This is a genomic window from Pseudomonas sp. R151218B TE3479 (assembly GCF_053629195.1).
This window is the reverse complement of sequence record NZ_JBRJHV010000001.1, coordinates 1,361,967-1,383,412: the sequence shown is the minus strand read 5'-3', so window position 1 is coordinate 1,383,412 and position 21,446 is coordinate 1,361,967. Positions and strand designations below refer to the sequence as shown.

At 59.1% G+C, this 21,446-nt stretch carries 23 protein-coding genes, 2 tRNA genes and 2 pseudogenes; 17 read left to right on the top strand and 10 right to left on the bottom strand.

Features of this window, described 5'->3' with window-relative positions:
• The first annotated feature begins 56 nt into the window (after positions 1 to 56).
• The 3 genes from AB7M32_RS06235 to AB7M32_RS06225 all read left to right on the top strand — a co-directional run bounded on the left by AB7M32_RS06235 (position 57) and on the right by AB7M32_RS06225 (position 1,047).
• Positions 57 to 132: transfer RNA gene (locus tag AB7M32_RS06235), tRNA-Phe, on the top strand.
• Between the two features lie 116 nt (positions 133 to 248).
• On the top strand, positions 249 to 578 hold the full coding sequence (locus AB7M32_RS06230) for a DHCW motif cupin fold protein (protein WP_454249396.1): 330 nt from the start codon (positions 249 to 251) through the stop codon (positions 576 to 578).
• Between the two features lie 61 nt (positions 579 to 639).
• Complete coding sequence (locus tag AB7M32_RS06225; RefSeq protein WP_063323372.1) at positions 640 to 1,047, top strand: hypothetical protein; 408 nt, start codon at positions 640 to 642, stop codon at positions 1,045 to 1,047.
• A gap of 235 nt (positions 1,048 to 1,282) precedes the next feature.
• On the opposite strand, the gene AB7M32_RS06220 is transcribed toward AB7M32_RS06225, so the two are convergent.
• A complete protein-coding gene (locus AB7M32_RS06220) occupies positions 1,283 to 1,432 on the bottom strand; it encodes a hypothetical protein (protein WP_454252212.1) in 150 nt (49 codons plus the stop codon).
• Here AB7M32_RS06220 and AB7M32_RS06215 point away from each other — a divergent pair.
• From AB7M32_RS06215 to AB7M32_RS06200, 4 genes and pseudogenes are all read left to right on the top strand, one after another.
• Positions 1,361 to 2,321: pseudogene (locus AB7M32_RS06215) on the top strand (PDDEXK nuclease domain-containing protein). The gene AB7M32_RS06220 and the pseudogene AB7M32_RS06215 overlap by 72 nt on opposite strands.
• A 99-nt stretch (positions 2,322 to 2,420) precedes the next feature.
• A complete protein-coding gene (locus AB7M32_RS06210) occupies positions 2,421 to 3,026 on the top strand; it encodes a biliverdin-producing heme oxygenase (protein WP_454249395.1) in 606 nt (201 codons plus the stop codon).
• On the top strand, positions 3,023 to 5,257 hold the full coding sequence (locus AB7M32_RS06205; protein WP_454249394.1) for an ATP-binding protein: 2,235 nt from the start codon (positions 3,023 to 3,025) through the stop codon (positions 5,255 to 5,257). The genes AB7M32_RS06210 and AB7M32_RS06205 overlap by 4 nt, the downstream gene beginning before the upstream one ends.
• Before the next feature lie 40 nt (positions 5,258 to 5,297).
• Positions 5,298 to 5,744 carry a hypothetical protein gene (locus AB7M32_RS06200; protein ID WP_454249393.1) on the top strand — a complete coding sequence of 149 codons (447 nt, stop codon included), beginning with the start codon at positions 5,298 to 5,300 and terminating at the stop codon, positions 5,742 to 5,744.
• Between the two features lie 8 nt (positions 5,745 to 5,752).
• Here the strand turns inward: AB7M32_RS06200 and AB7M32_RS06195 are convergent, their stop codons facing one another.
• Positions 5,753 to 6,202: a carboxypeptidase regulatory-like domain-containing protein gene (locus AB7M32_RS06195; RefSeq protein ID WP_454249392.1), complete on the bottom strand. Its 450-nt coding sequence runs from the start codon at positions 6,200 to 6,202 to the stop codon at positions 5,753 to 5,755.
• Positions 6,203 to 6,599: 397 nt separating this feature from the next.
• On the opposite strand from AB7M32_RS06195, the gene AB7M32_RS06190 reads away from it, so the two are divergent.
• From AB7M32_RS06190 to AB7M32_RS06160, 7 genes are all read left to right on the top strand, one after another.
• Positions 6,600 to 7,373: an ABC transporter ATP-binding protein gene (locus AB7M32_RS06190; RefSeq protein WP_014336086.1), complete on the top strand. Its 774-nt coding sequence runs from the start codon at positions 6,600 to 6,602 to the stop codon at positions 7,371 to 7,373.
• A 13-nt stretch (positions 7,374 to 7,386) separates the two neighbouring features.
• The gene (locus tag AB7M32_RS06185; RefSeq protein WP_454249391.1) at positions 7,387 to 8,142 is read left to right on the top strand and encodes an ABC transporter substrate-binding protein; all 756 of its coding nucleotides are present in this window, start codon (positions 7,387 to 7,389) and stop codon (positions 8,140 to 8,142) included.
• 78 nt (positions 8,143 to 8,220) lie between these two features.
• Positions 8,221 to 8,916: an ABC transporter permease gene (locus AB7M32_RS06180; protein WP_454249390.1), complete on the top strand. Its 696-nt coding sequence runs from the start codon at positions 8,221 to 8,223 to the stop codon at positions 8,914 to 8,916.
• A complete protein-coding gene (locus AB7M32_RS06175) occupies positions 8,913 to 9,602 on the top strand; it encodes an ABC transporter permease (RefSeq protein ID WP_454249389.1) in 690 nt (229 codons plus the stop codon). Before AB7M32_RS06180 ends, AB7M32_RS06175 begins: the two co-directional genes overlap by 4 nt.
• Complete coding sequence (locus AB7M32_RS06170; protein ID WP_454249388.1) at positions 9,583 to 10,815, top strand: methyltransferase; 1,233 nt, start codon at positions 9,583 to 9,585, stop codon at positions 10,813 to 10,815. The genes AB7M32_RS06175 and AB7M32_RS06170 overlap by 20 nt, the downstream gene beginning before the upstream one ends.
• A 331-nt stretch (positions 10,816 to 11,146) precedes the next feature.
• Positions 11,147 to 11,971, top strand: coding sequence for an FkbM family methyltransferase (locus tag AB7M32_RS06165; protein ID WP_454249387.1), 825 nt, complete (start codon positions 11,147 to 11,149; stop codon positions 11,969 to 11,971).
• A gap of 75 nt (positions 11,972 to 12,046) precedes the next feature.
• Positions 12,047 to 12,122: transfer RNA gene (locus AB7M32_RS06160), tRNA-Thr, on the top strand.
• Positions 12,123 to 12,277: 155 nt separating this feature from the next.
• Here AB7M32_RS06160 and AB7M32_RS06155 read toward each other — a convergent pair.
• Together AB7M32_RS06155 and AB7M32_RS06150 are read right to left on the bottom strand one after the other, a co-directional pair.
• Positions 12,278 to 12,919 (bottom strand): annotated as a pseudogene (locus tag AB7M32_RS06155) (BRCT domain-containing protein).
• A gap of 220 nt (positions 12,920 to 13,139) precedes the next feature.
• A complete protein-coding gene (locus AB7M32_RS06150) occupies positions 13,140 to 14,144 on the bottom strand; it encodes an alpha/beta fold hydrolase (RefSeq protein WP_454249386.1) in 1,005 nt (334 codons plus the stop codon).
• A gap of 500 nt (positions 14,145 to 14,644) precedes the next feature.
• Between AB7M32_RS06150 and AB7M32_RS06145 the strand changes: the two genes are divergently transcribed.
• On the top strand, positions 14,645 to 14,923 hold the full coding sequence (locus AB7M32_RS06145; RefSeq protein WP_454249385.1) for a DUF3077 domain-containing protein: 279 nt from the start codon (positions 14,645 to 14,647) through the stop codon (positions 14,921 to 14,923).
• A 333-nt stretch (positions 14,924 to 15,256) separates the two neighbouring features.
• Positions 15,257 to 16,864, top strand: coding sequence for a methyl-accepting chemotaxis protein (locus AB7M32_RS06140; protein WP_454249384.1), 1,608 nt, complete (start codon positions 15,257 to 15,259; stop codon positions 16,862 to 16,864).
• A gap of 56 nt (positions 16,865 to 16,920) precedes the next feature.
• On the opposite strand, the gene AB7M32_RS06135 is transcribed toward AB7M32_RS06140, so the two are convergent.
• Both AB7M32_RS06135 and AB7M32_RS06130 read right to left on the bottom strand, forming a co-directional pair.
• A complete protein-coding gene (locus AB7M32_RS06135; protein WP_092330132.1) occupies positions 16,921 to 17,598 on the bottom strand; it encodes an RES family NAD+ phosphorylase in 678 nt (225 codons plus the stop codon).
• Entirely contained in the window at positions 17,598 to 18,008 is a 411-nt protein-coding gene (locus AB7M32_RS06130) for an MbcA/ParS/Xre antitoxin family protein (RefSeq protein ID WP_454249383.1), read from the bottom strand. Before AB7M32_RS06130 ends, AB7M32_RS06135 begins: the two co-directional genes overlap by 1 nt.
• Positions 18,009 to 18,351: 343 nt before the next feature.
• On the opposite strand from AB7M32_RS06130, the gene AB7M32_RS06125 reads away from it, so the two are divergent.
• Complete coding sequence (locus AB7M32_RS06125; protein WP_454249382.1) at positions 18,352 to 19,278, top strand: LysR family transcriptional regulator; 927 nt, start codon at positions 18,352 to 18,354, stop codon at positions 19,276 to 19,278.
• Here the strand turns inward: AB7M32_RS06125 and AB7M32_RS06120 are convergent.
• From AB7M32_RS06120 to AB7M32_RS06105, 4 genes are read right to left on the bottom strand one after another with little or no spacing between them, the layout of a single operon-like run.
• Positions 19,195 to 19,512 carry an AzlD domain-containing protein gene (locus AB7M32_RS06120; RefSeq protein ID WP_072409143.1) on the bottom strand — a complete coding sequence of 106 codons (318 nt, stop codon included), beginning with the start codon at positions 19,510 to 19,512 and terminating at the stop codon, positions 19,195 to 19,197. The genes AB7M32_RS06125 and AB7M32_RS06120 overlap by 84 nt on opposite strands.
• Positions 19,491 to 20,204: an AzlC family ABC transporter permease gene (locus AB7M32_RS06115; RefSeq protein ID WP_072409145.1), complete on the bottom strand. Its 714-nt coding sequence runs from the start codon at positions 20,202 to 20,204 to the stop codon at positions 19,491 to 19,493. Before AB7M32_RS06115 ends, AB7M32_RS06120 begins: the two co-directional genes overlap by 22 nt.
• On the bottom strand, positions 20,201 to 20,638 hold the full coding sequence (locus AB7M32_RS06110) for a GNAT family N-acetyltransferase (protein WP_454249381.1): 438 nt from the start codon (positions 20,636 to 20,638) through the stop codon (positions 20,201 to 20,203). Before AB7M32_RS06110 ends, AB7M32_RS06115 begins: the two co-directional genes overlap by 4 nt.
• Positions 20,639 to 20,651: 13 nt before the next feature.
• Positions 20,652 to 21,398: a 2OG-Fe dioxygenase family protein gene (locus AB7M32_RS06105; RefSeq protein ID WP_072409147.1), complete on the bottom strand. Its 747-nt coding sequence runs from the start codon at positions 21,396 to 21,398 to the stop codon at positions 20,652 to 20,654.
• Positions 21,399 to 21,446 lie beyond the last annotated feature (48 nt).

Sequence of the window (21,446 nt, the reverse complement as noted above, 5' to 3'; positions counted from 1 at the left end):
ATTTTTTGAAAACTTGCTTGACGCCCCCCTGAAAAACCCGTTTAATGCGCCCCGTTGCCCAGATAGCTCAGTCGGTAGAGCAGGGGATTGAAAATCCCCGTGTCGGCGGTTCGATTCCGTCTCTGGGCACCAAATACCGAAAACCTCGATCAAGCAATTGATCGGGGTTTTTTATTGCCCGGCATTTCCTTCCTCCGTCTTGTCGACTCAGCTACATTCGTCCGCTCCCCTCTGGCAAGCGAGTCGACATGGACATCACCGGCATCCCCTTCGGCACGACCGATTGGTCAACCATCGAACCTACCGAGCACCAAGGCATCACCGGAACCGCCTATTGGCGCACGCGGCAATTCGAGAATATTCGGGTACGGATGGTGGAATACACCGCCGGGTATCTGGCCGACCATTGGTGCACCAAGGGCCACATCCTGTTTTGCCTCAAGGGCGAGCTCAATACCGAACTCGAAGACGGTCGGCAATTTTTGCTCAAGCCCGGCATGAGCTATCAGGTGGCCGACCAGGCCGAGCCTCATCGATCCTCCACCACATCGGGGGCTACGCTCTTCGTCGTGGATTGAGATTCGAAGCGTCCGCGTTGAAGCTGTAGGATAGATGGCCTTATCCATCAGGAATCCGACCATGTCATCGGCGAACAAACAGCACAAGCGCAGCCAGCGCGCCAAGGCGAAAGCCAAGCAGAACCGCACTCGGCGTGCTGCTGCGCCGAACGATTTCCTGGACCCGAACGACGAGCGCATCGATCTGGAAACCGTGGACCTGACGGAGCTGTTCCAACTCATGAGCGCCGCCGAAAAGGTCAGCCAGAAGGCGATGTGCGAAGCGTTCCTGGCCCACCCCCTGCTGGCGCTGGTGCTGGAACAGGAAGGTGAGGAAGAAGCGACCGACTTCATCATTACCGCATTGATCGAATACCGCCGCCTGACCACGGGCGTGGATGAGCAGACCGCGCTGGACTGGGTGGAAAGCAAGCCATTCCAGGCCGATTATGTGGCTGCGTCCCAGGCGCTGGCCCAAGGCTCGATCTGACCGTCATGCCGCCAAGCGCTTTTGTGACGAAGGCGCTTGCGGTGGACGACAACCCTCAGGGATAGCTCCTACAAGCCTGGGTCAATCGCCATAGGGCGGCGTCAAATCCGTCCTGCATGAATCAGCTTTTTTTCTTCCGGGCCAATCAGCCCGGTCCTGCATCATCAAAACTTCCTCTGGAGCATGCTTTGGGTCCGCCCCCTCTCAATGGCTGGACACATCGATGACTTCAATTTCACCTCAAGACGACCCGCAGCTCGCGCCACTGATCAGTGAACTCGGCCAATTGATCCAGCAGGCACGCCAGAAGGTCTTGCGCGCCGTCGATACCCTGCAGGTGCAAACGTGCTGGCAGATCGGGCGGCATATCATTGAGTTCGAACAAGGAGGCGCCGAACGGGCGGCTTATGGAAAACGTCTGCTGCCGTCACTGGCGAAAGTGCTGACGGGGCGGTTTGGGAAGGGGTTTGATGAACGCAACCTGCGACACATGCGAGACTTTTATCAGAAGTTCCCGATTTGGAACGCAGTGCGTACCGAATTGAACTGGACCCATTACCGCACGCTTTTGCGTGTAGAAAACGACAACGCCCGACATTGGTACATGAACGAAGTGGCCATCCAAAACTGGTCCACCCGCGCCCTGGAACGCCAGATCGGCACCTTCTATATACGAACGCCTGCTGGCCAGCCGCGACAGGCCGGCGGTGGAACAGGAGGCCCTCGTCAATCTCAAGGAACTGGACCTCGGCCCCAGGGATATCGTCAGGGATCCGGTGGTGCTGGAGTTTCTCGGGCTGCCCAATGCCGGCACTCTTCTGGAAACAGAACTGGAACAGGCCCTGATTGACCAATTACAGGGATTCCTGCTTGAGTTGGGCAAGGGCTTCGCCTTCATCGCCCGCCAGCAACGCATCAGTACCGAAAGCAAAGACTTCTACCTCGACCTGGTCTTCTACAACTATCTGCTCAAGTGTTTTGTAATCGTCGACCTGAAGCGTGGCGAGCTGAGCCATCAGGACATCGGGCAGATGGATATGTATGTGCGCCTCTACGACGACCTCAAGCGCGGCCCCGATGACAAACCCACCGTTGGCATCATTCTGTGCGCCCAGAAAGACGAATCGGTGGTGCGTTACTCCGTATTGCAGGGCAATGAGCAATTGTTCGCCAGTCAATACAAGCTGGTACTCCCCTCGGAAGAAGAGCTGTGCAATGAACTGGATCGCGAACGAGCGCGACTTGGGGGGCAGCACGTAGGCGCAGCGAGTTGAGGAAATGAGGGCCGATACCCGATGACTGCATCCCCAAAAACCCATGTAAGATTTATGCGTTTCTTTCAGCAACGCTCCAGTCAAAGAACTCTATCCTGCATGTCATCGGCCGCACCCTACCCTTCTCTGATCCAGGCATTGCGGACCGAAACCGCTGAACTGCACATCGCCTTGGAAAAACGCCTGCCGTTTTTCTCCGAACAGCTGGACTTCGATCTGTATCGGCGCCTGATGGCGGCCTACTACGGTTTCTATCAACCGTTGGAGCAACGTCTTCATGTATTTGCACTGACGCCGACCGGGCTGGACCAATCCCTACGGATCAAACTTCCGGTGCTGCGGGCGGATCTCACGGCACTGGGCCTGGAAGAAGCCGCTATCGAAGCGCTGCCCACCTGCCAGGCATTGCCGCTGATCGACTCCCGTGCCGCCGCACTCGGCGTGTCCTATGTGCTGGAAGGTGCAACGCTCGGAGGGCAGATCCTGCGGCGCAGGGTGGCCGAGAAGCTGGGGCTTGACGCCTCTAGCGGAGCAGCCTTCCTCAACGTGTATGGCGAACTCACCGGCCGGCGCTGGAAGGATTTCCTCCAATACCTGGACGACAGGAACCTTGGCGAGGCCCAGGTGTTCGAAGTCACACGCGCCGCAAAGGCGACGTTCTCCCATTTTGAACACTGGCTGGACAGCCAAAAGGTATTGTCATGACCCCGGAAAACCAGGAAGCCTTCGAAGAACTGCTGGCCAATTGTGCAGACGAACCGATTCGCTTTCCCGGGACCATTCAGCCTCATGGCGTGTTGCTGATGCTGTCCGAGCCCGATTTCGTGATCCGTCAGGTCAGCGCCAACGTGTTGCAATTGATGGCGCAGGATCCCCACAGGCTGCTGGGCCAGACACTCGACACCCTGTTGGGGCTGGAACAGGCCGAGGCGATCCTCATCGCCTGCCGCGCCGCCCCGGAAAGCGACAACGTGCCCGTGGCCATTGTCGTGAACCAGCAACGCTTCGACGCCCTGGTGCATCGCCATCAGGGCGCCCTGATCGTCGAATTGGAACAGCACCTGAGCGACTATCGCCCCGAAGGGGTCAGCGGCGAGGCCAACATGGGCCGCATGCTGCAACGCCTGCAAAGTGCGAAAACCCTCCAGGCCCTGTACGAAATCAGTGTGAGGGAAATCCAGGCCATGACCGGTTACGACCGGGTGCTGATCTATCGCTTCGAGGAAGAAGGCCACGGCCAAGTGATTGCCGAGGCCAGCGCACCGTCGATGGAGCTCTACAAGGGCCTGTTTTTCCCGGCGTCGGATATTCCCGAACAGGCCCGCGAGCTGTATCGCATCAACTGGCTGCGGATCATCCCCAACGCCGACTACACGCCAGTGCCGCTGGTTCCGCAATTGCGCCCCGACACCCAGGCGCCGCTGGACCTGAGTTTTGCCACACTGCGCAGCGTCTCGCCGATCCACCGCCAATACATGAAAAACATGGGTGTGCTGTCGTCCATGAGCATCTCGTTGATGGAGGGCGAACGCTTGTGGGGGCTGATCAGTTGCGGCAATCGCCAGCCGCTGCTGGTGCCCCATGAAATGCGCATGGCCTGCCAGACCATTGGCCAGGTGCTGTCATTGCAGATCAGCGCCATGCAAGCCCTCGAACTGACTCGGCAACGGGACGCCAAACTGGAAGACCTCGAGGTCCTCGCCGCGGTGATGGCCGAGTCCAACGACAACGTCTTCGATGGCCTGTCCCAAGAGCCGCAACGCCTCATGGACCTGACCGGCGCCAGTGGCGTCGCGATTCTCGAGGACAACAAACTGCACCGTCATGGCCAGTGCCCGGAACCGGAGCAGATCCGCGAGCTGCACAAATGGATCCTGGAAACCGGCAAGCCGGTGTTCTCTCACTACAACCTGAGCAGCGTGTTCCCTGCGGCCCAGGCGTATCAGGACGTGGCGAGCGGCGTGCTGGCGATCCACTTGCCCAAGCCTGTGGAAAACGGCGTGCTGTGGTTCCGCCCCGAGGTCAAGCAAACCCTCCAATGGAGCGGCGACCCACAGAAACCCCTGGACCTGGAAAGCAGCGAGACCGGTCTGCGCCTGCGGCCCCGGACGTCTTTCGAGATCTGGAAAGTCGAAATGGCCGGCATCAGTACCAAATGGACCCATGGCGATCTGTTCGCCGCCAACGACTTGCGGCGCTCGGCCTTGGAAAACGACCTGGCCCGCCAGGTGCGCAAGGAGCGCCTGGCCGTGCAGGCCCGCGATGAACTGGTGGCCGTGGTGTCTCATGACCTGCGCAACCCGATGACGGTCATTTCCATGCTCTGCGGCATGATGCAAAAGGCCTTCAGCTCCGACGGTTCCCACAGTTCCAAGCGTATCGCCTCAGCCATCGACACCATGCAACAGGCTACCAGCCGCATGAATGCCCTGCTGGAGGACCTGCTCGATACCTCGCGCATCGACGCCGGGCGCTACACCATCAATCCCCAGCCGATGGACGTCAGCCAGATCTTCGAGGACGCCTGCTCGCTACTGACGCCGCTGGCGGCTGCCAAGGCCATCGACATCTCCTTCAATGCCGAACCTAACCTGAGGATCAATGCCGACCCCGAGCGGCTGTTCCAGGTGCTGTCCAACCTGATCGGCAACGCCATCAAGTTCACGCCGCAGCAAGGCTCCGTGGGCATCAGTGCAATGTCCGTCGGGAACGAGATCGTGTTCAGCGTCCGCGACACCGGTGAAGGAATTACGCCAGAGCAGTTGCCTCATGTTTTCGAGCGCTACTGGACGAGCAAGGAGGGCAACCCGAACGGTACCGGGCTGGGGTTGTACATTTCCAAGGGGATTGTCCAGGCCCATGGCGGTAAACTGCATGCCGAAAGCCAGCCAGGCCAGGGCAGCGAATTCCGCTTTACCGTGCCGAAAATCGACTGAGCCGGGCACCGCCCCCTAACGAATTGGAAACCGAAGCCCAATGGCCTCACTGAACAAACAGCAAAAACGCGCCAAGCGCGCCAAAGACAAAGCCAAGCAAATCCGCATGACCGGGCGCAAATCGATCCCGATGTATGGCGATCCGGCCCACGCCACCGCGCAGCCACCGGTCTACGTGCTGGAACTGTTCGCCAAGCTGCGCGAAGCCGAGGCCGTCAGCCGCAGTGAAATGCTCGATACGCTGCTTACATCCCTGAGCGAGATGATCGTCGAACGCCCAGGCCTGCTCGACTTGAAAAACGCTGAAAACGAAAGCATGGCGGCGACCAACCTGGCCGCCGACATGCTGGTGGACTATCGCATGTGGGTCGATGACATGGACCGCGAGACCGCCCAGCGCTGGCTCAGCACACCGGAGTTCATCAAGGACTTCAGCGAAGCATTGGACCGTTATCGCCAGTCGATGGAAGCACCCGCCAGCGAATAAGCTGGTCGCTATTCGTCACTGTTCCAATGGAACACCAGGTTGCGCGCGGCCTCGCTGCCTACCTCAGCAGTGTCGCGTCGCGCCTCCCCGTTGCGCGTCGCCACCACGTTGTACTTGCCCGGCGGCAGTTGCACATAAACCAGCGGCCCCGCAGCGCTGAGCGTCAGCAATGTTTGTCCCGATGCGTTCTGCACGGTCACGTCCACATCCGGGACGTATTTGTTTTCCGGGCCGATCGCGAAGGTCATGTGCAGGTTGTAGCCATGGGCCTGCCCGATGGCCCGGGCTTCGTCCTCGCCGATACCGCCGGACAGATAAGTGATGCCGTTCTGTTGCTGTGGCTGGACCTGCACGCCGGCACTGTCTACCGGCGCCAGGTTCGTGGCGTTGAGCATGATCGGGAACAACAGCGCGCCGAACAGAAGGAAGGGCAGCAAAAAGTAATGGGTATGCTTCATGGCGAGGACTCCAGGTACTGGAAACAGCTCATGAGTTCTTTTTTGATCTTGATGACGCGGCAAGGTTTAGATCTATTGGCTATGAACGGAAACCGAGTAACCACTCAAAGCACAGCGACACGCTCATCCGATTAACCCTTCCAACCCCCGCCCAAAGCTGGCACCATCGCGCCTTTTTTTACGCGACTCCCCCGGGCTTTTCACCGGTAGACAGGGTTCAAACGGCCGTTCGATTGTTGATGGCGCGACAGACTGCTGTGCCGATGCGACAACCTGCCACACATCCCCGGTTTACCAGCCGAAGCGCTGTTGGCTGCCATTCGGACGCATGCTAGCTTGGCCGCCTCGCCACGGAAGGCAGCCAACAGCAAGGGAGCACACACCATGAGGACCGCACATGGCCCAGGCCACGCCCGCGCTTGAAATCCGCAACCTGCACAAACGCTACGGACAGTTGGAGGTGCTCAAGGGCGTCTCGCTGACCGCCCGCGACGGCGATGTGATCTCGATCCTCGGATCCTCCGGGTCCGGCAAGTCCACGTTCCTGCGTTGCATCAACCTGCTGGAAAATCCCAACCAGGGCCAGATCCTGGTGGCCGGCGAAGAGCTCAAGCTCAAGGCCGCGAAAAACGGTGAACTGGTGGCCGCCGACGGCAAACAGATCAACCGCCTGCGCAGCGAGATCGGTTTTGTGTTTCAGAACTTTAACCTTTGGCCGCACATGAGCGTGCTCGACAACATCATCGAAGCCCCGCGCCGGGTGCTCGGCCAGAGCAAGGCCGAAGCCGTCGAAGTGGCCGAAGCCCTGCTGGCCAAGGTCGGTATCGCCGACAAGCGCCACGCCTACCCGGCCGAACTGTCGGGCGGCCAGCAGCAACGCGCCGCCATCGCCCGCACCCTAGCGATGCAGCCCAAGGTGATTCTGTTCGACGAACCCACCTCCGCCCTTGACCCGGAAATGGTCCAGGAAGTACTTAGTGTGATCCGCGCCCTGGCCGAAGAAGGACGCACCATGCTGCTGGTCACCCATGAAATGGGCTTCGCCCGTCAGGTTTCCAGCGAAGTCGTGTTCCTTCATCAAGGCCTGGTCGAGGAGCAAGGATCGCCACAGCAGGTCTTCGAAAACCCGCTTTCGGCGCGCTGCAAACAATTCATGTCCAGCAACCGCTAACGGAGCAGTACAGATGCAGACCTACAAGAAATTCCTCCTGGCAGCAGCCGTCAGCCTGGTGTTCTCGGCCAACGCCATGGCGGCCGATAAACTGAAGATGGGCATCGAAGCGGCCTATCCGCCGTTCAACAACAAGGACGCCAGCGGCCAGGTCGTGGGGTTCGATAAAGACATCGGCGACGCCCTGTGTGCCAAGATGAAAGTCGAGTGCGAAGTGGTCACCTCCGATTGGGACGGCATCATCCCGGCCCTGAACGCCAAGAAGTTCGACTTCCTGATTTCCTCGCTGTCGATCACCGAGGAACGCAAGCAGGCGGTGGACTTCACTGACCCGTACTACTCCAACAAACTGCAGTTCATCGCGCCGAAAAACGCCGAGTTCAAGACCGATAAGGACTCGCTCAAAGGCAAGGTCATCGGCGCACAACGGGCGACCCTGGCCGGCACCTGGCTGGAAGACGAACTGGGTAGCGACATCACCACCAAGCTCTACGACACGCAGGAAAACGCTTATCTGGACCTGACCTCCGGCCGCGTCGATGCGATCCTGGCGGACAAATACGTCAACTATGACTGGCTGAAAACCGAGGCCGGCCGCGCCTACGAATTCAAGGGCGACCCGGTGGTGGAAAGCGACAAGATCGGCATCGCCGTACGCAAGGGTGACAACGAGTTGCGCAACAAACTGAACGCCGCGCTCAAGGAAATCGTCGCCGACGGCACCTACAAGAAAATCAACGACAAGTACTTTCCGTTCAACATCTATTGATGCTGACGTACCCGGCCGACGCTGCCACACCGCAGCGCCGGCCCTTAGCAAAGCCTGCCGCGATATGAACACACACCCATGATGATCGATCTCCACGGATTCGGCCCGGCGCTCGCCGCTGGCGCACTGATGACCGTCAAACTGGCACTCTCGGCCCTGTGCCTAGGGCTGGTGCTCGGCCTGCTCGGCGCCTTGGCCAAGACCTCGCCATACAAGCCATTGCAATGGCTTGGCGGCACTTACTCGACACTGGTTCGTGGCATTCCGGAATTGCTCTGGGTGCTGTTGATCTACTTCGGTACCGTCAACCTGATGCGTGCGCTGGGCGAGTACCTGGGCATGCCTGACCTTGCCCTCAACGCCTTCGCCGCCGGTGTCATTGCCCTGGGCCTATGCTTTGGCGCCTACGCCACGGAAGTGTTTCGCGGCGCGATCCTGGCAATTCCCAAGGGCCACCGTGAAGCCGGCGTCGCCCTGGGCCTGTCGAGGTGGCGGATCTTCACCCGACTGATCATGCCGCAGATGTGGCGCATCGCCCTGCCGGGCCTGGGTAACCTGTTCATGATCCTGATGAAGGACACCGCGCTGGTCTCGGTGATCGGTCTGGAAGAAATCATGCGCCACGCACAGATTGGCGTGACCGTGTCCAAACAACCGTTCACCTTCTATATGGTCGCAGCGTTCATGTACCTGGGGCTGACGGTGCTCGCCATGATCGGCATGCACCTGCTGGAACGACGCGCCGCCCGTGGATTTGCCAGGAGCACCCAATGAACTGGGACGTCATCATCAAGTGGCTGCCGAAGCTGGCCCAGGGCGCGACACTGACCCTGGAGCTGGTGGCCATCGCCGTGATCGCCGGGCTGCTGCTGGCGATTCCGCTGGGCATCGCCCGCTCTTCGCGCCTGTGGCAGGTGCGGGCATTGCCCTACGCCTACATCTTCTTTTTCCGTGGCACGCCGTTGTTGGTCCAGCTGTTTTTGGTCTACTACGGCCTGGCGCAGTTCGAGGCCGTGCGCAGCAGCGCGCTGTGGCCGTACCTGCGGGACCCGTTCTGGTGCGCCACGGTCACCATGACCCTGCACACCGCCGCCTACATCGCCGAGATCCTGCGCGGCGCGATCCAGGCCATCCCAAAGGGCGAGATCGAAGCCGCACGGGCCCTGGGCATGTCGCGACCCAAGGCATTGCTCTACATCGTGCTGCCCCGCGCTGCGCGCATCGGCCTGCCGGCCTACAGCAACGAAGTGATCCTGATGCTCAAGGCCAGCGCCCTGGCGAGCACCGTGACCCTGCTGGAACTCACCGGCATGGCCCGCACCATCATTGCCCGGACCTACCTGCCGGTGGAGATTTTCTTCGCGGCCGGCATGTTCTACCTGCTGATGTCCTTCCTGTTGGTGCAAGGCTTCAAGCAGTTGGAGCGCTGGTTGCGCGTCGATGCCTGCCAAGGGCGCTGACAGCGGCGTGTTGACGGGCGAGGCATTGCTCGCCCGCTTCACCGCACTGGACGTTTTTCTCACCGCGCACCAGGCACTGTGGAAACCACGTCCGTTCACCCACCTGCAGCTCCCTTGGGAAACGTCCCACCCGGAATTGGCCAAATGGCTACGCCAGCGTTCGCTGGAAGCGGCGGAAAATGATCATCATCAGCCGTGGTTGATGGAAGACGCACCCGCGCCGTTCCCGGAATTGGCCGCTATCTCCCGCGCATTGAGCGCTGTCGCAGAATTGCCTGCCAGCACACTCGAAGCGCCAAGCCATCGCCTGAACGTCGACGTACCCGGGCGCAAATGGCAGCAGATCGAAGCCTTCGCCAGCCGCCTGCACTTCACCACCCAGCCGACCCACTGGCTGGATTGGTGTGCCGGCAAAGGTCACCTCGGTCGACGCCTGCTGCACGACCAACAGCAACTGACTTGCCTGGAGTACGACCCCGCACTGGTCGCCAGCGGCCAACAACTGAGCCAGCGCCATCACCTGGCCGCCACGCACCTGCAACAAGACGTGCTAGCAGCGGACACCGCCCAGGCGCTCCACCCCGAACACACCCCCGTAGCCCTGCACGCCTGTGGCGACCTGCATGTGCGCTTGATGCAACTGGCCAGCGCCGCTGGCTGTGCACAACTGGCTGTCGCACCGTGCTGTTACAACCGCATCAACACCGAGCGCTATCAAGCGCTGTCCGACGCCGCCAAGGGCTCCGCCCTACAGCTGTCGCTCGACGATCTCAGCCTGCCGCTGACCGAAACCGTCACCGCTGGCGCACGCGTCAGAAGACAACGGGACCACTCCATGGCCTGGCGCCTGGGCTTCGACTTGCTGCAACGACAAATCAGAGGGTGCAACGACTACTTGCCCACGCCGTCACTCCCCAGCGCTTGGCTGGAAAAATCCTTCGCCCAGTACTGCACCGATCTGGCAGCCCTGAAAGACTTATCCACAGTCGGCACGCCTGATTGGGGCGCATTGGAAGCAGCGGGCCATCAGCGCCTGGCCGAGGTACGCAACCTGGAGTTACTGCGAGGTCTTTTCCGACGACCACTGGAGCTTTGGCTGGTGCTCGACCGGGCGCTTTTCCTCACACAAAAAGGCTACGACGTTCGCCTCGGCACCTTCTGCGAAACCCCACTGACGCCGCGCAATCTGTTGTTGCTGGCAGAGCGTTACTGAAGCGAAACAGCCTGTGGATAACTCTGTTGATGAAATAAACTCGGATCCAAGAAATCCGTGATTTTCTAACCCAATCAGCATTGGTCATTTTTTGTTCATATGGATAAAAAACCATGAAAACAGGTATTTGCGACGAAACGCGAAAGCGGTCACAAAATCACAAGATGCCCTGCGTCTCATCCAGCCCGTTGTGCATAAGCGTCTAAGCAAAACGACATAACCGCCGAATTCAGTGCTGACCCGCGCCAATAATTGCGCCCGCCGCGCCCGTGCTATACAACAGCCCCACGTATCGTGATTGACACAATGCCGACACACTCAAGGACTGGCCGTGACGTTCATTTCCTACGCACAAAACTTCGAAGACATACGCCTGTGGCGCGCCCTTCAATCAGTGGAAAACGGCTTTTACCTCGACGTCGGCGCCAACCATCCGACAGATGACTCGGTCACCCGAGCGTTTTACGACCGCGGCTGGCGTGGCATCAACATCGAACCCGTGCCGGCCTACTACGACGCTCTCTGTCAACAACGCCCCCACGACACCAACCTGCAATGCGTGGCCGGTGAAAACGCCGAAAGCCTGACCTTCTACACCATCGCCGACACGGGCCTGTCCACGGTAGAAGCCAGCGTCGCCCAACAGCATCGCGACGCCGGCATGGACGTGCGCAACCAGACCGTCCAGTCCCGCACCCTGGCCTCCATCTGCGAGCAATACGCCCAGGACCGCCCCATCCACTTCCTGAAAATCGACGTCGAAGGCCACGAAGAAACCGTGCTGCGCGGCATGGACTTCAGCCGCTGGCGCCCCTGGATCATCCTCATCGAAACCCCGTGGGCCCGCGACCAGACCTGGGAGCACCTGGTCACCGACGCTGGCTACCAGTCCATCCTGTTCGACGGCATCAACACCTACTACCTCGCCAAAGAACACCTGGCCCTCAAGCCCGCCTTCGACATCCCACCGTGCAACCTCGACGGCTTCCAACTCTGCAAAGGCCACAAGTTCAGCCACCCCATCGACGACACCGACCAACAACTCAGCGCCGCCCTGCAACGCGCCGAACAGGCCGAAGCCCAACTCCACGCCATCCAAAATAGCCGCACCTGGCGAGCCCTGAACAAACTGCGCAACCTGCTGCACCGCGCCTAAGCCGGACCTGCGCAAAAATAGTCAGAATTCAGGGGTTTACAGAACGCACCCAATCGCTATAATCGTCGCCCACACGCCGGTATAGCTCAGTTGGTAGAGCAACTGACTTGTAATCAGTAGGTCCCGGGTTCGACTCCTGGTGCCGGCACCATACAAAACGAAGCCCTCGCAGAAATGCGAGGGCTTTGTTGTTTCTGGGCGTTCACTTTTCCTCCACCCCTAAAAACCTGTGGGAGCGAGCTTGCTCGCGATGAGGCCATCAACCCCACCGCCAATCTTTCCCCCAAGACAACGGCCAGGACCGGCTCAACCAAACAGCATCTTTTGCCAGTGATCCTCACCCACAATGGCAATCGAAGCCCCCGCCTCCCGCAGTTCCACTGCCTTCATGATCTTCGTTCCGTAGGTGCTGTGGCGCCACTGCTCATTACCCACGCTGCCGACCACCAGGTAATGCACCTTCTTACTCACCCCACCACCAATCAAACCGCCACGCTCCTCGACCAGTGCCTGACAATCTTTACGTGCCCCAAAGGCCATGACGCCTGTAAATACAAACATTCGACCATCCCACACCAAGTCAGGGGCTGGGGAATTGAAGGGAAGGTCCGTTGGAGTAATGGCAACAGCTTCGCCGACCTTCGACCTCTCAATGCCCACGCCAGAAAAGCTACGCAGGATGTTAAGCAGCTCAAGAGACTCGTCCGGGTCCAGAGCATCGTCCTGAAGCATGAACGCCAGACGCGAATACAACAGATTGATCACCGGGTCATTTAGATGGGCGAGGTTGTTTTCCAACCATTGCTTTAGGAAAACCGCTTAGTTGGTGTTCACGATACCGTCCGCCGTAATCCCCGCGGCCAGTCCCACCAAGGCATCGGCGGCGCGTCGATCAATACGGGCGTGGTGGAAGAATTTGCTGTTCTCGAACTCGTTGTGTAGATCCATCACGGGGTCCCTTAGGATGGGGATCGGTTCAGCACTGAAGCATTACCGGTCGGGGAAATGTTGTGTTCAAACCTAGCACTCCTGCGCACGGCCCCCCATTTTTTGATCGAGGAAATAAATCCGTCCCCTTTTCCCCACTACCGAGCACACCAAAGGCTCAACGTTGTCATTAGCACAGCCTATTCGTCTAACACCCCAAAACTGAGTAATTCGCCAAGACCTATGCATTTCGCAAGAAATCCAGCATAGCTTGACTGGTAGCCTCCGCTTTCTCCTCAAGCACCCAATGCCCAGTATTTTGCAAGATCAAGGAATGGGGTTGCGAGGTAATGTGCTGCACTTGCTCGGCCAACGTCTTGCCTCTTGAGTGATCTCCGCCAATGGTGAGCACCGGGAGGGTCAGTTTATTTTCAGCGAACGCTTGGTTGTCATTTGCGTCATGCTCTATCCAGGCTGAATAAAGCTTGAAAGCCGCGCTCATGCGCCCTGACCGGGAATAGTCGTTCAACAAGGCCTCACGCACCTCTTGCGTTACCTTGGGATTTCCTGGGTAAACGAACTCATCGAAAAACATGTCCAGGTAAATCTTTTCTTTACCCTTGATCATTTTTTCGGCGGTGCTTCCAAAGAAGCGAAAATGCCACTTGCTCGAGATACCGGTTGCGGGATTGCCATTAAAGGGAATCTCCCACCCTGGAATACCCGGGATAAAGCCGTCCATTAAGACGATGTGTTTGGTTTCGTAGGGATAAAGTGCGCCGTAGGCATAGGCGACAATCAAACCCATGTCGTGACCCACAACATCAACCCGATTCATCTGCAGTTTTTTAATCAGCTCATGCAGATCCAGCGCCATGTTCTTCTTGTCATAACCACTGGCTGAAATATCCGTTTCTCCGGCGCCACGATAATCAGGAACGACAGGGGTGTAGCCAGCGCGCACCAAGCGCCCCATCACGGCCTCCCAGTTCCTCCAGCTTCCCGGAAAGCCATGGATCAGAAGCACCGGTCTTTCACCGTTACCGCTCACCAGATAGTGCATGCGAATGCCGTTCACATCCGCGTATTCACTTCTAAATACTTCACCATCAATGACCATGCCAGGCCCTTCCATTAATGGAATCGTTGCATGCGACTGAGCGGAAGAGGCTGGAAAAGCCAAGATGTCGGAAAGAATAAATTGCCTCATCCTGAAGACCACCTTGAGCCAAATGACTTCTTCCACACTGCGTCCAGACTGGACAAACCTAGCTTGGACGTATCCACGATAAATTCGCCACTGTCAGGACTGACAGTGGCGACGAGTGGATATCGACGATTTTCCGTAATCGCTTTGCCAGTGCCCCATGAAAAGAAGGTTTCAGATCACTGGACTCCAGCCAGTTAGAAGCTACAAGCCAGGTAAAATCTGGATACGTAATGTTGGATTCGCCAGCATCGAGCCACGATTGCCCCTCCTCCAATCGCCCACTACTCTTCAGCAGTCGTTGCTAATTCAGCGACCGGGCGTAGGAAACCCGAAGTAAATCAAGGCGTATCAGCTGCGCCTCGCTTACTATTGCAGGCGCTTTTTCTGTGTCTGCGATATGCGTTATGGCGGCTGTGCGCGGGACACCTTCGGGTGTGCCGGGTGCCTTGATTCCCGGTTTTCCTACCCCGTGCATGGCCGCCACCCAATCCCGTAGGAAAGGACGGTTGCGGCTCTCACAGTCAAGGAGCCAGACAATGCCAAACCCGCAAGACCTCAAAACCCCAGGCTTAACCCCCTTCTGCTACCACTCCGACCGCCCTTTATTCCGCTTCAACAGCGGCATACCCATCGGCGAAGCCCTGTCCCACGCCTCCGATCTGCTCCACGTTGCCAAGGTCCTGGCCGAGGACGCAGCGATGATTCGCGGTACGGATCGGTATGCCTGGGCGTCGTGTTATTTGCAGGATATGAGCAAGGCCGTCATCGACGACGTGGTGAAGGTGCTGGAGGCGCCCGGGAGTAATCCCGCTTAAGGGCCGCAGGCCCAATGCTGCCCGCTGGGTCGAGCAGCATTGGGTTTCTTCTGTATGACGGGAAGGATTGAAGGAGGGCTGCTTCGCAGCCAGCGGGAGCAAGCTCCCTCGCCACGGATCAGGGACAGAACACAATGACTGACTGCAATGAGTTTGTGGGATTTCTGAATGGGCTGTGTTCCCTCCACCCTCCCCTGTCCAAACAGTTTGCAACGTATTCATCTAATCAAATCCCCCGCCGATAGCCTCAGATAAGCGCCTGGAATACCGCAAGGCTCCGTTCGCGCTCGACTACACTTTTCCAGAATTCTCCCGCTCCAGGAGCAGTAAGCGATGAAGATCCGCACCAAGGTCATAGGCTCGGGGTTGGTCAGTCTTTCTTTTGCGTTGCTGCTCGGCGGTATCGGGTTGTGGGGTTATCACTCCATGACCGAGGCTCTGGTGCAGAACGAAACCAGCATTTCCGCCATGCGCAAGCACATGGAGGCGGACATGATGCACGACGCCATTCGTGCCGACGTGCTCGCCGCTCTGCTGGTCAAGCCGGGGGATGCCCAGGGGACGAAGGAGGTGCTTGAGGCGTTCGACGAGCATACGCAGCGGATGCGCAAGGTCATCGCCGAAAATGCCGAGGCGAAGTTGCCGGGGGATGTCGCCAAGGCGATTGGCGAGCTCAAGCCACAGGTGGAGACCTACATTGATAAAGCCAAGCAAATAATCAGCAAGGCACTGAGCGGCGCCCAGGATGGTCAGGCATTGCGGACGGAGTTTGACGGGGCGTTTTCGGCGTTGGAGGAGCGCAACGAGGCAGTGAGTGAACTGATCGAGAACCAGGCGCAGTCATCCCGCGAGCATCAGGACGGCAGCATTCAGAGCTCGGAGCGTTGGCTGATCGTGACGTTGCTGGCCACCTGCGTGGCGCTGGCGCTGTTGTCGTGGAGCCTGCTCAAGGCGGTGCTTACGCCGCTGAACAAGATCATCCTCAATACCCAGGCGATTTCCCAAGGAGATTTGCAGCGCTCCATGGGCACGCAAAGCAAGGATGAGCTGGGCCAGCTACAAGGCGTGATCGAGCAGATGCAGACCAATCTGCGGCAGATGATCGCCACGATCCGCGGCCAGAGCGATGAGTTGCATGGCACGTCCCGGAACCTGGGCGATACGGCGCGGCAGATTGTCTCCAGTGCCGACCAACAGGCCCAGAGCGCGACCAGCATGGCGGCGAGCATGGAGCAGATGATGGCGAACATCAGCCAGATCCATCAGCACGCCGACAGCGCCCGGACGATTTCGGCGCAGTCCGAACAATTGGCGAGCAGCGGCGGCCAGGTGATTCTCGGGGTGGTGGAAGGCATGAACCGGATCGCCGAGGTGGTCAACCAGTCCTCCAGCAAGATCACCGCGCTGGATGCCTCGTCCGAGGACATCCATTCCATCATCCAGGTGATCAAGAGCATCGCCGAGCAAACCAACCTGCTGGCGCTCAACGCCGCTATCGAAGCCGCCCGCGCCGGCGAGGCGGGCCGTGGTTTTGCGGTGGTGGCGGACGAAGTGCGCAACCTGGCGGCGCGCACCACCCAGTCCACCCAGGAAATCACCGCGATGATCGAGCGCATCCAGTCCAGCGCACGGGATGCGGTGGCGAACATGCAGGCTTGCGTCAGCCGTGTGGACGAGGGTGTCAACCTGGCCCAGCAGGCCGGCGTGTCCATCAGCGAAATCCGCACCGGCGCCCGGCATGCGGCCGAAGTGGTGGAGGAAATTTCCCAGACCATTGCCGAGCAATCCAAAGCCAGTGATGAAATGGCCCAGCGGGTGGAGTCGATTGCTGCCCAATCGCGGGAAAACACGCTTTCCATCCACAATCTGCAACACACCGCTGACCAGTTGAATGATGCGGCGGGATCGATGCAGTCGTCGGTGCAGCGGTTCAAGATTTGATCCGACCCGGCCAGGGGGCTGTTGCAGCCCCTTGTCACAGCCGGGTCAATGGCAACTCACACCTGACTCACCTCGAACACAAACGAAATCTCTCGCTTCTGGGCACTCCAGACGTAGCGAATATGCTTGCCCTGCACCGGAATCGACACCGCCGGTGGGCGAAACGCGGCCACGCATTCGTGACCGGGCAGGCGGACGCTGTTGTACAGCAGCCCCCATGACAAGGTTTCACGCAGTTGCCGGGCGAACACCTGGGACGGGCCGTAGGCCGTAGGGTCCGGGTTGTGGAGGTGGGGGTAGTCGTGACGGATGTCGTGCAAGGGTTTGACGACCTTGTTGACGTAGGTGCGCATGGTCAACTCCAGGTCTGGCTCGTTGGTCGCCCCGAGGAATCGCGCCTGGTGGTAACAGGTCTCGGCGATGGCGGCTTCCTGGCTGCTGGCGGCGTAGTAGACACCGAAGGTGCCGTCGCTGAAGCGGCTGCTTTTGCCAATGTGGGTAAACGCCGCCATCACCGGCGAGGAGCCGGGCCCGGAAACGCGGTCCTCGGGGCGGACACGGGACAGCACGCCGGCCTGTTCCATCAGCCGATCATTGGTCAGCGCTTCCAGGGCGTAGGCCGTGGGCAGGTCTTCAGGGTCGAGTACATCTTCAAACAGCGAAATCGGTGGGAAGCTGCTGTTGACGATCCGATAGGCCCGTTTCCATTGCGGGTCCGCCAGTGGTGGCATCATTAACCACGCACTCCATCGAGGTATCGCCGCACATCGGCGATGTCCACCACCCGCCCGGTCAACATGTAGGACAGCGCCGACTGGCCGTTGAACGGTGCCGCGGTATTCGGGCTGCTGACCCACTGATAGGCACGGTCCCGGTTATTGCTGAAGATGATGCTCAGCGCCTTGTGGATACCCATGAGGTAGGAAATGCGCTCCAGCGTATCGCGAGGCAGCCTCACGTTCTCCGGCAACTGCTTGTATTTGTAGAAGGTCGTGTTTCCCACCTTGCCCAGCAAAGTACGCTGCTGCTCGACGCTGCAGCCCCAGAGTGCCATAAGGTTGAAGAAAAACTTCAACGCGACTCGACCCGCATCCGCGGAATCCAATTGTTGCTGCGCGTTGAGGGTGATGGAGGAAGTCGCCATGGGTTTGGGCTCCTTTTTAGCGGGTGGTGCTTAGAGGATAGTACACATATGGATTATTTTTAAGTTTTTATTCGCAAATGGACTCTATCGACACTCTATTTGAACCATTTGGCATGTCTTGCCAGGTCAACAAACATAACCAGATTCCCGCTAACGGGTCTTGGTCAGCATCGACTGGGCAAAATCCTCAAATCCCGCATAAGCTCCAACCATCGCCTCCTGGCGCTTTTCGGCACAAAATCGCGACAAGCGTGGCAAGGTGCATGATGATAGCCAGCATGACCACCTGGCCGGCCCAGGTGCACAACAATAGCGAGCCCACTTAAGCAGAGGGCATTACCTCATGGATAGCAGAACCCTACGCAACCTCATGCGTATCGTGCAGACCGGCTCGTTGTCGGCAGCGGCCGAGCATTCGTGCCTCACGGTGCAGGCGTTGGCGGCGCAGTTGAACAAAGTCGAGGAACAGTTCGGTTTCCGGTTGTTCCGGCGCTCGAACAAGGGCCTGACGTTGACGAGCCAGGGCTCGGAACTGACCCCCTTCATGGATCAGGTGCTGATTGCCACCCGGCAATTGGAAGAAAAAGTCGCGGCACTCAAGACACCGCGACAGCGCACGCTCAGAGTGGCGCTCAATACCACCCTGCCGGCGGAGTTCAACCGGCGGATGATCGATCGTTTGATCGCCGTGTTCCCCCAGTATCAATTGGAATTCAGCTACGCCGAGTCGATGGAGAACCTGAGCAAGCTCAGGAACGAAGATTTTGACCTGGCAATCCTGATCGGGCAGCAACCGGGCGGTTTTACCAGCATCGCCATGCCGGATGTACAGGTGCAGGTGGTCGGTGCCCATTGTGGCGACGAAGACGACTCCCTTGGCCTGCTCGGTGACAAGTTTCAAGTACGTCCGGCAGAAGAATGTCCGTATTCCCACAGCTTCCTGCGCTTTCTCGACGCGGGCCTGGGTGAATACGGGTCGAGCCAGCGCATGGTGTATTCCTGCAGTGAGACGCTGACATTGTCGTTGATCACGCAGCTCGACGGCCTGGGGCTGGTGTCCCGGGAGGCGGCGCTGCGCAATGGCCTGGCGATTTTCCCCGACTTCGAGGATTTCCTTGAGGTCCGCCTGGCGGTGAACAATCCGGAGTTGTCTGGCCAGGCGCTGCATGATGTGGTGGACCTGACGCTACAGGAACGAACCGAGCGCGATGTACGCCGCCGTGCCCAGCGCCACACTGAGAAACAGGTTGCGACTGAAATACGCACATAACAGCGTCGGAATCGCGGCATAAAACTCAGGGCGGTCGAGTTGTATCTGCTGGTCCTTGATCAATAACGGGGTCAGGCTGATGGCAGCGACGATCGCCACTGGCAGGTATTCCAGGGCACGGGCGACGAAGGGCGGCCAATGTTCGGTATTGACCTGCAACGGCAGGGCACGTGGCAGAAAGGTCACGGCCATCATCAGGACCACGACCAGGATCAGGAACGTTTGGTCAGGCATACGCCCACCCCGCAGCCAACGAACGTGGCAATGAAGACATTGAATGGCGAGCTGCCCAGCAGGCTCAGCCCGCCCATGCAGACGACAGCCGCCAAGGCCGCGATCAGTTTGTTGCGGGTGTCGCACAACGAAACCAGCACATAGAGCATCATCGCGGTCAGCGCATAGTCGAGCTGGTATTTGATGAGGTGCGCCGCGTATTGCGCGCACACCGCGCCCAGCAAGCCACCAAGCACCCAGGACGTATGGCAGAACAGGTTGAAACCGACCAGGTAGCGCACGCTCACCGGCGCCCCGGTGCCGAGCTTGACGCTGTGGAAAGCGAATGACTCGTCCGTCAACCCTGCCGCGTAGCACCAGCGTTCGAAACGACTGAGCCCCAGCGCACGCAGGGCCTTGGCCATGTAGACCGACATCAGCATGTGCCGGGCATTGATCAGGAACGTGGTGAGCACGATGGTGGTCAGTGACGCACCGCTGGAAATCAACGCCAGCGCCGCAAATTGCGAAGCACCCGCGTAGACGAACAGGCACATCGCCACCGGCAACCACAAGGGCAGCCCGGCGTTGACCGCCATCAGACCGAACACAAACGAAACCGTGAAATAACCCGCTACCACCGGACTGGCTTCAGCAAAGGTACGCGAGGCTTGTGGTTCGACCGCCAGCGGCTGGCTGGAAGTCTTGTTCATAAATCCCTCTCGAAGGTGATTTCACCCCGGGGCTCACAGAACCCCTGGGCGGCCCAGAAACGCTTGCCGGCCAGATTAGCATCGTCGACGAAAAGGAACATGCGCAGCACGCCTACCCGCTTCATGTCAGCCGATGCGGCCTCGACCAGGCGCTGGCCCAGGCCTTTGGTGCGATGCTGCGGGCTGACCGCCAAGTGATTGATCGTGCCACGGGTACCAAGCACGCCGCCGATCACCGCACCCACCACCTCACCGCTCGCATCGATGGCCAGGTACGCGGTGGTGGTGTCCTGCAACAACACACCACGCAAGAATCGAGCGTCCTGCCATTCGCAGAACGACACTTCGTCGAAACCGCGAAAGAACCGCTCCAGTCGCTCGGCGTCCCGGACCATGGCCCGACGCAACAGGACTTGCTGCGTCGAGTCGTCCATGGGTTCGAGCCGTTCAGCGAACAATGTCGAAAGCGGTCCCGGGCCGCGAGAAGGAAATGGCCAGGATCTGCCGGTAGGCCATGTCGTGGCTATGGGTGTTGCGCGCCGGGGTCACGTAATGGCGCATGTCGCGGTCCAGAAAGAACGTGGTGTCGAGGATGTCCTCGTAGGTCGTCGCCGCCAGCTGTTCTTCCTGGGCGCTGTACAAACGGCTCTCCGCACCCGCCACATTCTGGCGACCCCAGAAGTGCACGCCGCTGAACGGATAGCCGTCGCAGTGAATCCCTTCGGGGGTGATTTCCAGTTGTTTGCCCGGCTTGATCTCGATGCGGATCTGATGGATCTGGCACTGCCAGATTTCATCGTGCAACTCCTGCGGCAGGACGTTCTTGTACACCTCGAAGTCCGTGTCGATCAGGCTGCGCATCACCGGCGAATTGATCACTTCGTTGGAGAAATCCTGGAAGTGACGCTCCAGTCCGCCGACATAGCTGTTGTTGGCCTTGGACTGAACGTAGGCCCGGTGTTCGAGCTGCTTGAGCTCTCGGGTCGTAGGGTTGTATTCGAAGTCGCTGTAGCGGCGAAAACGCATGCCTGACTCGGCCTGGCCGTAGTAACTGTCGGGCTCCATGTTTTCCCAGCTTTTGGTCAGCCGGACAAAATCGCCGAAATGACCGTAGAGGTTGAAGTCCCCACCGCGAACGTTGACGTATTTGTCACGTCTCAGCGCTTCGCCCACTTCCCTGTTCAGAACGATCATTTTTCATAGGTCTCCACTGCATTGAGCGGCCTAATCTAGTAGGTGCAG